The following is a 14,379-nucleotide window of genomic DNA, read 5'->3' as shown; positions in this document are numbered from 1 at the left end:
TATAACGGGCGTTTCCAGAAGACGTCGTTCCGCGGGCCATGTCACGCGGAACGACATGGTGAACCGCCCTCTTCCAGAACGGAAGAGGGCGAAGGGAAGTAGAGATCTAGAGAGGAAAGGAGACCGGCCTCAAGCGGTCTTGTTGGCCGCCTGCTCGGTGTTGCCTGCGGCGACGGTGCTTGCCTGCTGTTTGGCCTGCTCGGTACGTGTCTTGCCGGGCGCAATGCGTTTCGTATTGCGGAATTCGCTGTATTTGGTACCAGTCTTGTCGGCGGGATACTTGTTTTTCAGGTTCTTGGCCATGAAATTTCCTTTGGTAAAAAATAGTCGTTCGGCATGTGGACTTGTCATCGTTCCAAGCCCTTAGTCTTGTCATCAGCCGATAAGGTTTCATGGTTGGCATGGCTGAACCCGTTTTTCAGCATAGAAAGCCTGTCGGAATGCACAAGTGCATCAACGGATTTCAGCGCATGCCCATGGCAGGCAATTACTTGTCGCGGGCCGGGGTCACATCGACATTGGGCACCTCGATGGTCCGCTCTTCCTTCTTGATGGTCGGCACTTCCACGGTTTTTTCTTCCTTGCGGACATCGACCTGCGGCGTTTTCACATCGTATTCGGGGAGTTTCAGGTTGCCCTGCTGTGTCTTGTCGATTTCGTATTTCGGAAGCGTGACATTGCCCTCTTGCGTCTTACGCACGTCACAGGCGCTCAGGGCCAAGGCAAACGAAGAGATCATTGCGAGGGTTAAAGTTTTTTTCAGCATGATGCGCTCCTTAGTCGGGGATTAAGTTGCCGTTATGAGTTTTTTTCGTGTATCTGCCTCTACGACGCGAATGCATGACCAAAGTTGTTGTGTCTTTGTTAAGCGACGTAAGCATAGTGAGCAATTGTTAAAGGCAGCCCCATTAATTAAATTTTTTGAAACCTTTATTTACATTTTTTCCATTTAATGAGGAACGATCCCGTGAAGTGGTCTTCTATCAGGTACGTAGCAGACACAAGCGCTGCGTCATCAATATATTCAGGAGGAATCCCATGAAGAAGACTTTATTCGTTGCTCTCTCCCTTGCCGCCGCGTCCGCCTTCGCACAGGGCACGCCAGCCGAGGTCAAGGCGCAAGGCAAGGTCGACCAGGAAACCATCAAGGCGCATGAACGCGTCAACAAGGCATTGAGCAAGGAAGCCCAAGCCAACGTCGAAGCCGATGCACAGGCCGACAAGAAGAAATTGAAGGCCCACCAGAAAACCCAGAAAGAAGTCCACGAAGCCGCTGCCGACGTGGCAAAGGCGCAGAACAAGGCTGAATTGAAAGCCGCCAAGGAAACGCGATAGCGCGGCTCTTCCGCTTCGGGCCGCGCCTGCGCACTGTGCCCGACCGCTGATGGTGCCGCGCCGCCATCAGCTCTCCTTCGATTTCGGCTGAAACGCCGACCACCGCGCCTTCCGGACGCAAGGCCGCACACGCCCGCAAAGCCTGTAGCGGATGCGGGCAAAGCAGCGCGTGCCGGCACGCGCAATTGCTGCAATTCCGACTCCCCCATGCAAAATGAAAACAACAAGCTCATCGCATTGGTCGTCGAAGACAATCAGGATTTTGCCCAGCTTGTCTGCGACATCCTGCATATCCAGGGTTGCACGCCTCATGTGGCCTATCGCGCCGAGGCGGCACTGACCATTGCGAGAAATATCAATCCCGACATCGTCTTCTGCGATCTCGGACTGCCCGGCGACATGAATGGGTTGGACTTCGCCCGAAGCATGCGTGCCGATGCATCGCTGCGTTCCATTCCGCTGGTTGCCATCACCGGTTATACCAGCGAGCAGGACAAGGCGGCAGCAATGGCTGCTGGTTTCAACATGGTCTTCCCCAAGCCTTTCAAGTTCGTCGACCTGACGAATGCAATCGCCCAATATGCGCGCCGCGATTAGGCAGGCGGCTCGTCAAATATCGGCCACCTACACTCATATATGTAGACAGCAGCGGTACTGCTGTAGCGCATATGACACGCGGAATGCAATGCAAGGGAGCGGGTTGATGGCCGTCAAATGTTAAATAGTTGGCAATAGTAGAGTGGTGAAAATTTTTCAGGGAGCTGCTTTTGAAATCGATTCATCACCGGCGTGTGCCCGGTCTCGTCTTATTGATGGTCAGCGGATTGAGCGCATGCGGCGGAAGCGGACCGGACACTGCCCGGCAGACTTCTTCCTCAACGCTTGCGCCGGAAACCTATGTGGAAACCTGGACCAAGTGCGCGGACGAGTACGGTACCTGCACGATCACCGGCACCACGCAGGTCCGCTACGGATTGAACGGCACCTATGCGACACTACAAGCCAGCGGTTCGATCGGCTGCAACAATGAAGTATTCGGAGATCCATTGCCGGGCGCAGACAAGATCTGCGAATACCAGACGCTGACTTCGTCTCCGGCTCCCGCGCCATCCCCTGCACCCGCGCCTGCACCGACACCATCTCCGACGCCATCTCCGGCACCAACGCCGTCGCCGTCGCCGTCGCCGACTCCAACGCCTGCGCCTGCGCCTGCGCCGACGGTATGGACCAAATGCGCCGATGAATACGGCACCTGCCAGTTCACGGGAACGACACAGGTCCGCTATGGCTTGAACGGCACTTATGCGGTGCGCACCGCAACGGGAAGCATCGGCTGCAACAACGAGGTTTTCGGCGATCCGCTGCCGGGTGCGGACAAGATCTGCGAATATGCATCGTCTGCGCCGTCTCCGACTCCGTCACCCGCCCCTTCGCCGACACCCACTCCCTCGCCTGGCCCGACACCCACGCCATCCCCGACACCTTCGCCCGGCTTGCCTGCACCGGTGCCGTCATCCACTCCAATGACCATGTCATGCGTAGGCGGCTCCGCGGTCCAGTGCAGCGGTCCAAGCGTGATCAGGATGGAAAACGGCATTGCGCTGTCAAGCTCGGGTGTGCAGGTATACGGCAAATCGACCAGCGACCTGGCAAAGCCGATCGCCAATCCGGCGAGCGCATTCGGACTGGCCCCCGCATCCGGCGGCGTGGCGGAGATCCGCGTCAGCAAGGCCAGTAACGGAACGATTACCAATCCCGCGGTCCTGCTCGGCAATCTCGGCATTTCCTGGGACGGCAAGGTCGAGCGTCCGATCATTATCGAGACCTTTACTCCCACCGCCGGACGCGTAAGCCGCGACTCCAGCGGCGCCCTGGTATTCGGAACGCTGCCGCCCAGCACCGATCTCGGCTACTACGATTTCGGCACCAAGGGTCCCGCCGGCACCCAGCTCAATTACGCAAACAACCGCTACTTTCCCCGCAGCGGCAATCCATCGCGCTGTGCGCCGGACATGAACCCGTGCCCTACCACGGAAACCGCGGGTATCCAAACCAAGACGGGCACCTGGCGCACGGGCGGTATCGAGCCTGACATCGCCACCGCAAGCCGGCTGCACGGTGACGGCGATGTGCACGCAGGAGACGGCCCTTCCGACGCGAACGGCAATCCCACCATTCTGCCCGGCGGCAGCGGCATCGGCGTGCCCTTCCCCGGTTCCAAGGGTTACCGCCACTTCTCCAACTGGGGTTATCAGTACGGTAATCTCGGCGCATGGGTGACACAGGACACGGTCGACATCGTCGAGTGGACCGGCGGTCCCGGTCCCGACGAGCACAATCAGAGCCGCAGCGGCATGGTCGCTTACGGAAACGTGACCAATCCCGCTTCCGTGCCCGCTGCGGGAACAGCAACCTATTACGGTTTCGCCTATGGCTGGTATGCACCGAATGCCACCTCGGAAGCTTCGTTCTACTACGGCCTTGCCACCGTCAACGTCAATTTCGTCACACGACAGGCGACCATCTCGATCCAGAACACGAGTACCTACGACGCAGCGGCGACGCCGGTGCCGGCGACCGTGAACGCGGTCACCTACATGGGGGCAAGCGGCAGCAATGTTGCGAACTACCTGACCGGATCGATGAACAATGGCACGATGAGCGGCGGGATCAGCGCTCGCTATTTCGGACCTGTGGTCTCCGGCGGCTTGAGCGGAGCGTCTCCGGCAGAACTGGGCGGTGCGTACACGCTGACGAACGGCGGCGCCACCGTCGTCGGCGGCTTCCTCGCACGCAGGCAATGAATTGCACGGCCGGCGAAGACGCCGGCCGCGTATAGCTCGGGTCGCCAGCCGTTCGGCGACCGCTTCGTCAAGCCTTACTCGTCGGGTTTGACAAGCCGGCGCGTCACCTTGCGCTTGATGACAGGAACGGTCGCGTTCCCGGGTTCGGAACGCGGGGCCGAAGCTTCGACAGGCCGGCTTTTCGGTCTGCCGCCGTCTTTCGGAGCCGGCATCATGGTGGCCACCGTATGCTTGTAGACCAGCTGCAGGTTATGTCCTTGCCTGAGGAGAATGGAATGCTGATCGAATGATTCGAGCACGCCGAACTGCTTCATTCCGTTCATCAGGTAGATCACGATCGACATGCGCCGCTTGCGCAAATCATTGAGATAGGGGCCCTGCAAGCCGTCTTTTTTACCGCTGTCCATAATTTCTAGTAAGTTGGGTCGGGATGAACCTTGCGCCGGAAGAGAAGCAAGTGCCGTGCGCGCATCCATGTGGCTCGATTGAAGCGCCAGACACCGGGGCTGCCGATGTGCCACTGCAATTGCGCTTCGGTTTCGCCGGCATGCATGGTGGTTTAGACCCGTTCATCCGGAATTGGCAGGACTTTACATCCTTTTTGCCAAAAGGCTCAACAATGCCATATCCGGCGGTCCGGGACCAGCATTGTTTGACCCGGCCATCCCGCTGAAGCCATAAATGTAATCGCTCCGCACCGTTGCGTCCGCTTTTATTTTTGGATGACAAACATTCAATCCGAAAATAACGCAGCTTTTGCCTGGCACCGCAAGCGACGAAAGATGTAAAGCAGGATGTACAAATCATGCACGATCCGGCCTCTCCCGCTCCAGGAGTCGGCTTGGCGACGGCGACATCCGTGGCCATAGCGACAAGAAAGAACCTTTCCTTGTCGTTATGCTCTTAGCCCAGTCGAATCACGGGAGAAAGCAATTGTCTTTGTCAGAACTGCTCCTCGAAGGAGTGACATCGGAAAGCAAGCCTTACCAGGATTCATTGCTGCAGATGCTCGCCGCAATCCGGCGTCACCTGAAAATGGATGTGGCCTTCATCTCGGAATTTTCGGAAGGCAAACGCGTATTCCGCCAGGTCGATCCGCAGACCGCAGACAATCCTGTGCAACCCGGTGCCGGCGATCCGCTCGAAGCATCCTTCTGCCAGCGGGTGGTCGACGGCCGGCTGCCGGAGCTGATTCCGGATGCAAGGCTCAATCCGGTAGCGGCCGCCTTGCCTCCGACGCATGCGCTCCCGGTAGGCGCGCACCTGAGCGTTCCGATCCGCATGCAGGACGGCAGCGTCTACGGCACATTCTGCTGCTTCAGCCGCGCGGCGGACAACAGCCTCGACGAGCGGGACCTCAACATGATGCGCGTATTTGCCGACGTCGCCGGAGAACTGATCGAGCGCGAACGCATGCAGGCGCGGCGTCGCGAAGAGATCACATTACGCCTGCGGCCGGCGCTGGAGGACGACGGGCTTGCCATCGTCTATCAGCCGATCTACGACCTCGTGCAGCACAAGGTCGTGGGATTCGAAGCGCTGTCGCGCTTCGTAAAGGGCCCCGAGCGTTCGCCCGATGTCTGGTTCAGCGAAGCCAATGAAATCGGCCTCGGAGGCCGTCTGGAAGCCCATGCGGTGCGCATGAGCCTTGAAGGCCTGCGGGACCTGCCGGCCGACATTTATGTTTCTGTCAACATGTCGCCCGAGCATATACTCGAGGGAACGATGGACCAGTTCTTCCAGGGAAAAGCGCTTCATCGGGTCATGCTGGAAATTACCGAACATGCCGTCGTCGAGCACTACGATGAACTGGTCAGGAAGATACGGCCCTATCGCGACCGGGGCCTGAAGGTGGCCGTGGATGACGCAGGTGCCGGCTACTCCAGCTTCCGCCATATCCTTCACCTGATGCCCGACCGCATCAAGCTCGACATGAGCCTGACCCGCAATATCGACGGCGATACCTCGCGCCGCGCACTGGCTGCCGCCTTCGCCCGCTTTTCGGAAGAAACGGGGTCCGCGATTGTTGCCGAAGGTGTTGAGACAGCTGCCGAAATGCATACGCTGCAAGCCTTGGGCGTGACACGGATTCAGGGTTTCTATATCGGCCGCCCGGTAGCCTTGCCGGCTGCGATTCAGCTGTGTTCTGCCGATCCTGCCAACGGGATGGGTAAGCTGCACTGAAGGCGCGAGTTCGGAGAGCGAGGCAAAAGCCGCCTTTTAGCGGAAATGAGCAGTCCGCAGTCTTGATTGCCGTGGCAGAGATCAGGTGGTGCGATGCGTTCTGTGTACGAATCCGGAGCGGCTCGAAGCAGCAAGGTAGGCTGCTGCATACTGCTGAAGAATGCGCCTCTCGCTTCAAGGGCGGCCGGCGAGGCGGGAGGTCGGGAGGGGGGACGGGATTAGATGACCTGCTCGAACCCATCCCCTCCCCAACCCTCCACCTCGCCGCTTGCAAGCGACTCCGACTCCGCAGGCGCAACGCAGTGCGTTGCGAAACCCCTGCTACGTCCACCTCGCCGGCCGCCCTTGAAGGGGGGAGCAAGGGGATTGCAACGCATGTCTTGCAAGCGGCCCTCAATCCAGCGCCTGCACCCAGCCTCTACTGCGTAGCGCAGGTATAACTCTGCGCCGCATTCACATCCCCGCTTCCGCGATACTTCGGCCAGCTGGGATAGTCGCACAGGGGCCGCGTGCGTCCCGGCACGCCCGCCGTATCCGCAACGGTCTGGTTGGGGGGAGCGGTACCCTTCTCCACCCAGTTCTCCAGCGTGGTCAGCGAATCCCAGGCGGCATTGAAGACGCTGCTGGCGGCATGACCGTATCCCGGGATCTCGTAATACCGCAGGAAGCTGTCCACCCTGGCCGCACCCATCGCGTTGCGCAGCCTGTCGTAGTACTGCTGGGTCGCGCGGGTGCTCACCAGCGCATCATGCGAGCCGTGGGCCATCAGGATCTTGCCGCCCTTGTTCAGGAAAGGCGACAGATCGGTCTTGTTGGCATCCTGGATGCCGGTCAACTCGACGATGCGCGCCTGCCACGGTCCCGGGTTCTGCGGATCGAGGGCGAGCGAATTGAAATTCGGATCACGCGTGACGAAATACTTGACCCATTGATCCCAGAAGGTGCTGCCGTAAGGCGGGCTGGTCGTCGCCGTGACCGGCGGCATCGGGTTGGCCGGCTGCTCGGTGCCGAGCGACAGGGTGAGCACGGTCGGCTGCAGCGGGCTGCTGCCGGGAACGCCGAAATCGGTGCCCCATGTATTGAAGCCCGGATAGCTCGTCTCGCCGCTGGCCAGTGCATAGTTGAGCGCGAGCGGCGTGTTGATGACATTGAAGGCGGCGATCTGCGCATCCGACAGGCAGGTGTCGCCGGTATCGGCGCCGTCCGGGCAGCGCAGCGGCGCACCGTTGAGCGTCGCGGTCGCCAGGTTGAAGGTGGCGTTGCACTGGTTGACGTTGCTGATCAGGCCGTCTCGCACGCCGTCGAGGCCATCGCAGGCTTCCATCGCGGCGTCGTACATCAGCTTGCGCTCTGCGCGGTTCGGATAGGCGCCCGGCTTGGCAAGTTCTCGCGTAATGCGTCCGAACTGCAGGTCGAGGGCGGCCGCATTCCAGGCGGGGTAGAGCACGATGGCGCCGTCAAAATCCTGCGGCCAGTTCTGGACCGCAATCAGCGCTTCCCGGCCGCCGGTCGAACCGCCGGCGAAATAGGTCTTCTGCACGGTAGCGGTTGCGTAGCGCGCCTTGATGATGGCCATCGCCGCGTCGCGGGTTTTTTTCAACGCATCGCCGGAAAAATTGCGCAACGCCTCATCGTTGGCGCCGAAGCTGCCGTCGCGGCTGGTGGTCGCGTTCGCCTGGTGCCCCGAGTCGCTGCCGAAGGTTGCGTAGCCGCGTCCAAGCGGTACAGGCTGATTGGTCGGCCCGGCGGGAAGGTTGCCGGTGCCGGTGGCGATGGTGCCGTTGTAGCCGCCGCCTCCGAACATCATTGCCTTGCTGTTCCAGCTCGCAGGCAGATTCACCTGGAACTTGATCTTCGGCGCAGCAGGATCGATCGGGTTGATGTCGCCCTGAACGCGGCAATATTCGCCCACCGCCGCAGCCCCCGTACCGGCGGCAGGCACGACCTGAGCCGCAGTCACGGTCGCGCCGTTGGTCGGCAAGCCGATCGACGCAGCCGGAATCGTCATGCCGCTGAGCTGCGCGCAGGTCATGGGCGCCTGTGCGGAGGCTGCCGGCGGCGGTACCGGATCGTCATCGCTGCCGCCGCATGCCGCCAGCACACCTGCCGCCATGACTGCCGCCGTGATTGGCGCGAACAATGAATTTTCCTTTTCTATCCTCATGTCTCACTCCTGTCGTCTCGCCGTTGATTGTCCTGTGACTGCCTGGGTCTGCCGCCGGCGCTGCTGGCCACCCCAGTATAAGTAGGCAGATGATGTTCTCCGCGGCAGACGCGTTTTAACAATGACAAATATCAATGCACGCTGCGCAGGCGGCGGCCGATACTGCCAATGCCCAGCCGGCAGTTCCGTCTGAAGCTAGACAACGGATACCAGCCGGGCAGGAGACACCCATACCCATAAGGAGAGAGACAATGATGAAGAAAACAGCCGCGGCGGCGGTCGGGGCCGCCATCGCCATGTGGACCGCCCTGCCCGCCCACGCCCAACTATCCGGCGATGTCGTCCGCATCGGACTCATTACCGACATGTCCGGCCTGTACGCCGACATCGACGGTGCCGGCGGTGCCGAAGCCGTCAAGATGGCAATCGCCGATTTCGGCGGCAAGGTTCTCGGCAAACCGATCGAGTTCGTTTCCGCCGACCACCAGAACAAGGCAGACATCGCTGCCTCAAAGGCGCGCGAATGGTTCGACCAGCAAGGCGTGGACATGCTGCTCGGGGGCTCGAACTCGGGCGCCGGCCTCGCGATGGCCAAGACCGCCGCGGAGAAAAAACGCCCCTACATCAACATCGGCGGCGCAACCGCCCGCCTCACCAACGAAGACTGCACGCCCTACACCGTCCACTACGCCTACGATACCGTGGCGCTGGCGAACGGCACCGGCTCGGCCATCGTCAAGCAAGGCGGCAAGAACTGGTTCTTCCTCACCGCCGATTACGCGTTCGGCGCCTCGCTCGAAAGAGACACGGCGGAAGTCGTGAAGGCCGCCGGCGGCACTATCGTCGGCAGCGTCAAGCATCCGCTTTCTGCCTCCGACTTCTCGTCCTTCCTGCTGCAGGCGCAGACATCGAAGGCGCAGATCCTCGGCCTGGCCAATGCCGGCGGCGATACCATCAATTCAATCAAGGCGGCCAATGAATTCGGCATCACCAAGAGCATGAAGCTGGCCGGCCTGCTCATGTTCATCAACGACGTTCATGCGCTGGGCCTGAACATGACCAAGGGCATGTACCTGACCGACGGCTGGTACTGGGACCAGAGCGAAGAGTCGCGCCAGTGGGCGCGGCGCTTCTTCGGCGTCATGAAGAAAATGCCCTCCATGATCCAGGCCGCGGATTACTCCGCCACGATGCACTACCTGAATGCGGTGAAGGCAGCCGGCACCGATGACCCCGACAAGGTCATGGCCCAGATGAAGAAGACCAAGGTCAACGATTTCTTCGCAAAGAACGGCGAGATCAGGGCGGACGGCCGCATGGTGCACGACATGTACCTGATGCAGGTGAAGGATCCGTCGGAATCCAAGTATCCCTGGGATTACTACAAGGTGGTGCAGACCATACCGGGAGAACAGGCCTTTACCACGAAGGCGCAGAGCAAGTGCGCGCTATGGAAGTAACCTGGCGGGCCATGCCGCAGGAAACTTGACTTGATGTGAATACGGCATGGCATGCGCAGGCGTGCCATGCTTTCAAATCGGGTGGACCTCTCAGGCCGCGATCTGTGCCTGTTCCGCAGGAGGCTGATACGGGTCTTCCGCTTTCTGGCCGGCAGCGCCGACAACCTTGAGCCCGCTCTTTTCCTGGACTGGAGCCGAGCCAGCCGATGCATCCTCCTCGGTGACCTGCGGCGCAAATCCATGCAGCTCCGCAAGCATCGGCCAGCGCTGCGCGATCTCGTAGGCGTCCTCATCGCGCTTGATCTCCTTGTACTGATGTGCGGAGATGCCGAAGGAAGAAGCGATTCCGACAATATCGGATGCGGGCGAAACTTTCATGAAACCACCACCTCGAGCGTGCCGGCTCGGCACAAAAAACACCCTGTCCGGTATCCCGGCCCGCCAAGCGGCTGTCGGCCTGATACGCTCGACAGGGTGCAAAACCACGAATCCAATCAGCCGCTGCACCGTCCTGAATAGAGGCGCAGCGGCCTAATCCTGGCCATGCATATCGGTTGCATGTGCAAGGAGTAGGCGGATATTAGCGGCACTTTTTGTTGCGGCAGGCAAACAGTAAAGGTTTGCTATCGAGAATTTTTCTAGGGTGTTGTGCTGATACAAAAGCTTGTGCAAAGGTCTTTTTCAATTATTAATTCTTAACGACCTGTTCTGACGTTCGCGACTTGCTTCAGTTGGTGATTAGTGCGACCGCCTTCGCCACGGCCTTCTCCCTCCTGCGGGAAAGGAAAACTGTCTTCGCATGTATTTTCCAATAACTTTCCTTTGAGATAGATATTGGATTTGAACCTGTTCTTAATGTCTTCTTGCATGGCCGTTATTGTCCGCAGTTAATTTTTAATGATTGAGGAATCACAAAGACATATGGGCTTGCAGGGACCTGCATGAATATTGAGGCAAGGACGTTCTATGATGTGCGTTCCCCGACCGTTCATCAGATGCTTCTGTATTTACATACAACACTCCAGCAATGAAGGACTTCGCATGCAAGCCACCGATCACCATGTACCCTGCCTTGCTTCCCGCAGAACGGCCCTGAAAGGATGCGCGCTGGCCATCGCTTCCTGCGTCACCGGCGTGCCGGCATTCGCACAAGGCAACAATCCGGCGCGGCAGCTCGACGTACCCTACGTGCCCACACCGCAGAATGTCGTCGACCGCATGCTGCAGATGGCCCGCGTCGGCAAGAACGATCTGCTGTACGACCTCGGGTGCGGCGACGGACGCCTGGTCGTGACTGCGGCAAGGAAATACGGCGCACGCGGAATCGGTATCGATCTCGATCCACAGCGCATCAAGGAAGCCAAGGCCAATGCCAGGAAAGCAGGTGTCAGCGACAAGACGGAATTCACGGTTGGAGATTTGTTCGCCACCGATCTGTCGGAAGCGACAGTGGTCACCCTGTATCTGCTCAACAGCGTCAACCGCAAGCTGCGCCCGCAGTTATGGAAACAGTTGAAACCCGGGACCCGCGTGGTGTCGCATGCCTTCGACATGGGCGATGACTGGCCGCCGGAAAAGACCGAAGTCGTCGAAGGCAGCACCATCTATTACTGGACGATTACGGAGGCGCAGAAGAAAACCGCGTGACCCGGCCGTGGGTAGCCAGAGCAATTTATTTCGTGCTCAGCAGGACCAGAACCACGATCATCAGCACGAACGATAGTCCCTTCCAGAACATCACGGGATGACGTTCGATCAGCGGCGGCCTCGACCTGCTCAGAAAAGACTGGTTCGGATGATGCAGGTCGAAGATGAATTCCGGCACATCTTCGTGACGGCGGAATGGGTCTGGATGCACCGCCTTGCGGATCGCCTCGTCAATCCATGCAGGAATGTCGCTTCTGATCTGCGCCACGGGAAGGTAAGTCAGGCTGCGTTGCGCAGCTCTGGACTTGCGCTTTGCCACTTCGGCGCCGTAAGGCAGCCTTCCGCTCAACATCTGGTAAGCGATCACGCCAAGCGAAAAAATATCCGAACGCGCAGAACCGCTCTCGCCGATGAAATATTCCGGCGCTGAATACTGCGCGGTGCCGAGCATGCGGTGATGCTCGAGCGGAGAAGCGATTTCCACCAAGCCGGCCACGCGGGTAGCGCCGAAATCGATGATCTTCACGGTGCCGGTTCGGTCAATCATGATGTTTTCCGGCCGCAGATCTTGATGCACCATCTCAAGCCGGTGGAAAGCGCGCAAACCTTTGGCAATCTGGTCTGCGATCGCGCGCACTGTTTCCAGCGCCGGATCGGGGTGGTCGGTCATCCATTGCGACAGGGTCTGCCCGTCGATGTACTCGGTCACCACATAGAGATAGTTGCGCTTGCGTGTCTGTGCACAGGGCTTCAATACGTGGCCGCTGTTGATCCGGCGGGCTACCCACTCTTCCATCAGGAAGCGTTCCAGATAGGCGGGATCATCGCGCAGGTCGATCGACGGCGTTTTCAGGATGACCTGGGCCTGTGTTTCCTCGTCGATGGCCAGATAAACATGGCTGCGGCTGCTTGCATGCACTTCCCGGATGATGCGGTAACCGTCAAAAACGGCTCTCGCTTCCAGCAGCGGCGGGAACGGCAGATCCGTCAGCCGCCGGTAGATCTCGTTCGCCTCCGGACTGGGCAAAGCATCGACACGCACGATCTGCAGCGTGAGGTTGTCGTCGCTGCCGCGTCGGCAGGCCTCTTCGACGATGCGCCGTGCCGCGCCGTCCAGATCATTGCCGGCGAGTTCGATTTCCGCCGTCATGAAGGCCGCATCCACATGTTCGTAGACGCCGTCGGTGGCCAGCATGAACATGTCGCCCTGCACGACTTCCAGCGCACGGTAATCGATGTCGACATGCGCGTCGATGCCGAGCGCCCGGCCGAGATAGCTCGTTTCCGACGACACCCATACCCGGTGATCGTTGGTCAGCTGCTCAAGCGCGCTGCCATGGACCTGATAGATCCGTGCATCGCCGACATGGAACAGATGCGCGGTATTCGACTTGATGACCATCGCGCTCAGCGTGCACACGTAACCTCGATCCTTGTCGAAGCGATACTGGCTCTGCTGGGTCTGCGCATGCAGCCAGGAATTGGTGGCCACCAGCACGCGTTCTATCGAAGTCTTGACCGACCAGGCTTCGGAGGTGCAGTAATAGTCTTCCAGCACGCTGGTGACTGCGGACTGGCTGGCGATATGGCTGACATCGCTGCTGCTGATGCCGTCGGCCAGCGCAATGACAAAGCCCTTCATGCCCAGCTGCGGTTCCCTGGGCAGGCAGGCGCCATGAAAATCCTGGTTGCTCGGCTTGGTCCCCTTGTCGGTGTGCTGTCCGATGGAGATCTTCAACTGGTCGGTCATGTTTCTCAGGAATGTATGAAAAAGCCCCAATCCCGTACGAAACTGAGGCTCTGACTGAGGCTCTTCCAGCTCGTTGCCGTCCTGCCGCGCGGTGTGATGCAACGACAGGTTCAGCGGAAGGTTCAGCGCCGATTATTTGAACGAACGCTTCGGCGCGGTCTTGATGTGCGTGGTGTACAGCGTCAGGCCGGTGAAAGCCAGGCCGCCCACCAGGTTGCCCAGCACGGTCGGGATCTCGTTCCAGATCAGGTAATCCATCAGCGAGAAGTGGCCGCCGAGCAGCAGGCCCGACGGGAACAGGAACATGTTGACCACGGAATGTTCGAAGGTCATGTAGAAGAACAGCATGATCGGCATCCACATGGAGATGACCTTGCCGCTGACGGTCGTCGAGATCATCGCGCCGACGACGCCGGTTGACACCATCCAGTTGCACAGCATGCCGCGGATGAACAGCGTCAGCATGCCGGCGGCGCCGTATTGGGCGTAGCCCAGCGTACGGCTTTCGCCGATGACGCCGATCGCATGGCCGACCTTGCTCGGTTCCGTCGAAAAGCCGTTGGTGAAGATGATAGCCATCATCACGGCAACGGTGAAGGCCCCTGCGAAATTGCCCAGAAAGACCAGTCCCCAGTTCTTCAGGATCGCCTTGATGGTGACGCCGGGGCGCTTGTCGAGGTAAGCCAGCGGCGTGAGCACGAACACGCCGGTCAGCAGGTCGAAGCCGAGCAGATACAGCATGCAAAAGCCCACCGGGAACAGCACCGCGCCCAGCAGCGGCTGGCCGGTCTGGACCGAGACGGTGACGGCGAATACGGCAGCGAGCGCAAGGATGGCGCCGGCCATGTAGGCACGGATCAGCGTGTCGCGCGTTGCCATGTAGATTTTCGATTCGCCCGCATCCACCATCTTGGTGACGAATTCCGACGGCGCCAGATAGGCCATGATGTTTCCTTCCCTGTTGATTTTGATGATTTGAATTGATTGAGGCGGTGAGTAAGTAAGCGAAGAACCTGATTTTTGTGGCGAGTACGT

Annotated in this window: 13 protein-coding genes; 6 read left to right on the top strand and 7 right to left on the bottom strand. The window is 59.6% G+C overall.

Annotated features, from left to right (window positions below):
• Positions 1-129 precede the first annotated feature (129 nt).
• Complete coding sequence (locus IGW03_RS27950) at positions 130-303, bottom strand: hypothetical protein (RefSeq protein WP_194725803.1); 174 nt, start codon at positions 301-303, stop codon at positions 130-132.
• Between the two features lie 184 nt (positions 304-487).
• Positions 488-766, bottom strand: a complete 279-nt coding sequence (locus tag IGW03_RS27945; protein WP_194725802.1) for a hypothetical protein — start codon at positions 764-766, stop codon at positions 488-490.
• A 272-nt stretch (positions 767-1,038) separates the two neighbouring features.
• On the opposite strand from IGW03_RS27945, the gene IGW03_RS27940 reads away from it, so the two are divergent.
• The 3 genes from IGW03_RS27940 to IGW03_RS27930 all read left to right on the top strand — a co-directional run bounded on the left by IGW03_RS27940 (position 1,039) and on the right by IGW03_RS27930 (position 4,139).
• Complete coding sequence (locus IGW03_RS27940; RefSeq protein WP_194725801.1) at positions 1,039-1,335, top strand: hypothetical protein; 297 nt, start codon at positions 1,039-1,041, stop codon at positions 1,333-1,335.
• Between the two features lie 207 nt (positions 1,336-1,542).
• Positions 1,543-1,932 carry a response regulator gene (locus IGW03_RS27935; protein WP_194725800.1) on the top strand — a complete coding sequence of 130 codons (390 nt, stop codon included), beginning with the start codon at positions 1,543-1,545 and terminating at the stop codon, positions 1,930-1,932.
• 170 nt (positions 1,933-2,102) lie between these two features.
• The gene (locus tag IGW03_RS27930; protein ID WP_194725799.1) at positions 2,103-4,139 is read left to right on the top strand and encodes a HupA family protein; all 2,037 of its coding nucleotides are present in this window, start codon (positions 2,103-2,105) and stop codon (positions 4,137-4,139) included.
• 74 nt (positions 4,140-4,213) lie between these two features.
• On the opposite strand, the gene hfq is transcribed toward IGW03_RS27930, so the two are convergent.
• Positions 4,214-4,546 carry an RNA chaperone Hfq gene (gene hfq, locus IGW03_RS39315; RefSeq protein ID WP_194725798.1) on the bottom strand — a complete coding sequence of 111 codons (333 nt, stop codon included), beginning with the start codon at positions 4,544-4,546 and terminating at the stop codon, positions 4,214-4,216.
• 532 nt (positions 4,547-5,078) lie between these two features.
• Here hfq and IGW03_RS27920 point away from each other — a divergent pair.
• Positions 5,079-6,323: a sensor domain-containing phosphodiesterase gene (locus tag IGW03_RS27920; protein WP_228536140.1), complete on the top strand. Its 1,245-nt coding sequence runs from the start codon at positions 5,079-5,081 to the stop codon at positions 6,321-6,323.
• Positions 6,324-6,741: 418 nt separating this feature from the next.
• On the opposite strand, the gene IGW03_RS27915 is transcribed toward IGW03_RS27920, so the two are convergent.
• Positions 6,742-8,487, bottom strand: coding sequence for a tannase/feruloyl esterase family alpha/beta hydrolase (locus IGW03_RS27915; RefSeq protein ID WP_438943680.1), 1,746 nt, complete (start codon positions 8,485-8,487; stop codon positions 6,742-6,744).
• Between the two features lie 254 nt (positions 8,488-8,741).
• Here IGW03_RS27915 and IGW03_RS27910 point away from each other — a divergent pair, with 254 nt between their 5' ends.
• Positions 8,742-9,947: an ABC transporter substrate-binding protein gene (locus tag IGW03_RS27910; protein ID WP_194725826.1), complete on the top strand. Its 1,206-nt coding sequence runs from the start codon at positions 8,742-8,744 to the stop codon at positions 9,945-9,947.
• Positions 9,948-10,037: 90 nt separating this feature from the next.
• Here IGW03_RS27910 and bcsR read toward each other — a convergent pair whose 3' ends face one another.
• The gene (gene bcsR, locus IGW03_RS27905; RefSeq protein ID WP_194725796.1) at positions 10,038-10,325 is read right to left on the bottom strand and encodes a BcsR/BcsP family cellulose biosynthesis protein; all 288 of its coding nucleotides are present in this window, start codon (positions 10,323-10,325) and stop codon (positions 10,038-10,040) included.
• A gap of 663 nt (positions 10,326-10,988) precedes the next feature.
• Here bcsR and IGW03_RS27900 point away from each other — a divergent pair.
• A complete protein-coding gene (locus tag IGW03_RS27900; protein ID WP_194725795.1) occupies positions 10,989-11,594 on the top strand; it encodes an SAM-dependent methyltransferase in 606 nt (201 codons plus the stop codon).
• 25 nt (positions 11,595-11,619) lie between these two features.
• Here IGW03_RS27900 and IGW03_RS27895 read toward each other — a convergent pair whose 3' ends face one another.
• Together IGW03_RS27895 and IGW03_RS27890 are read right to left on the bottom strand one after the other, a co-directional pair.
• Positions 11,620-13,344: a bifunctional protein-serine/threonine kinase/phosphatase gene (locus tag IGW03_RS27895; protein ID WP_194725794.1), complete on the bottom strand. Its 1,725-nt coding sequence runs from the start codon at positions 13,342-13,344 to the stop codon at positions 11,620-11,622.
• A 132-nt stretch (positions 13,345-13,476) separates the two neighbouring features.
• Positions 13,477-14,289 (bottom strand): formate/nitrite transporter family protein, encoded by an 813-nt coding sequence (locus IGW03_RS27890; protein ID WP_194725793.1) that lies wholly within the window; start codon positions 14,287-14,289, stop codon positions 13,477-13,479.
• Positions 14,290-14,379 lie beyond the last annotated feature (90 nt).

Origin of the sequence: Noviherbaspirillum malthae, assembly GCF_015352985.1 — a bacterium.
GTDB classification, from domain to species: Bacteria; Pseudomonadota; Gammaproteobacteria; order Burkholderiales; family Burkholderiaceae_D; genus Noviherbaspirillum; species Noviherbaspirillum malthae.
The sequence above is the reverse complement of the archived record's forward strand: the minus strand, read 5'-3'. Positions and strand labels throughout refer to the sequence as shown.

Bases quoted from the DNA above. Each gene is read 5' to 3' on its own strand.
- IGW03_RS27950 (WP_194725803.1), bottom strand. From the start codon at position 303: ATGGCCAAGAACCTGAAAAACAAGTATCCCGCCGACAAGACTGGTACC.
- IGW03_RS27945 (WP_194725802.1), bottom strand. From the start codon at position 766: ATGCTGAAAAAAACTTTAACCCTCGCAATGATCTCTTCGTTTGCCTTG.
- IGW03_RS27940 (WP_194725801.1), top strand. From the start codon at position 1,039: ATGAAGAAGACTTTATTCGTTGCTCTCTCCCTTGCCGCCGCGTCCGCC.
- IGW03_RS27935 (WP_194725800.1), top strand. From the start codon at position 1,543: ATGCAAAATGAAAACAACAAGCTCATCGCATTGGTCGTCGAAGACAAT.
- hfq (WP_194725798.1), bottom strand. From the start codon at position 4,546: ATGGACAGCGGTAAAAAAGACGGCTTGCAGGGCCCCTATCTCAATGAT.
- IGW03_RS27915 (WP_438943680.1), bottom strand. From the start codon at position 8,487: ATGAGGATAGAAAAGGAAAATTCATTGTTCGCGCCAATCACGGCGGCA.
- IGW03_RS27910 (WP_194725826.1), top strand. From the start codon at position 8,742: ATGAAGAAAACAGCCGCGGCGGCGGTCGGGGCCGCCATCGCCATGTGG.
- bcsR (WP_194725796.1), bottom strand. From the start codon at position 10,325: ATGAAAGTTTCGCCCGCATCCGATATTGTCGGAATCGCTTCTTCCTTC.
- IGW03_RS27900 (WP_194725795.1), top strand. From the start codon at position 10,989: ATGCAAGCCACCGATCACCATGTACCCTGCCTTGCTTCCCGCAGAACG.
- IGW03_RS27895 (WP_194725794.1), bottom strand. From the start codon at position 13,344: ATGACCGACCAGTTGAAGATCTCCATCGGACAGCACACCGACAAGGGG.
- IGW03_RS27890 (WP_194725793.1), bottom strand. From the start codon at position 14,289: ATGGCCTATCTGGCGCCGTCGGAATTCGTCACCAAGATGGTGGATGCG.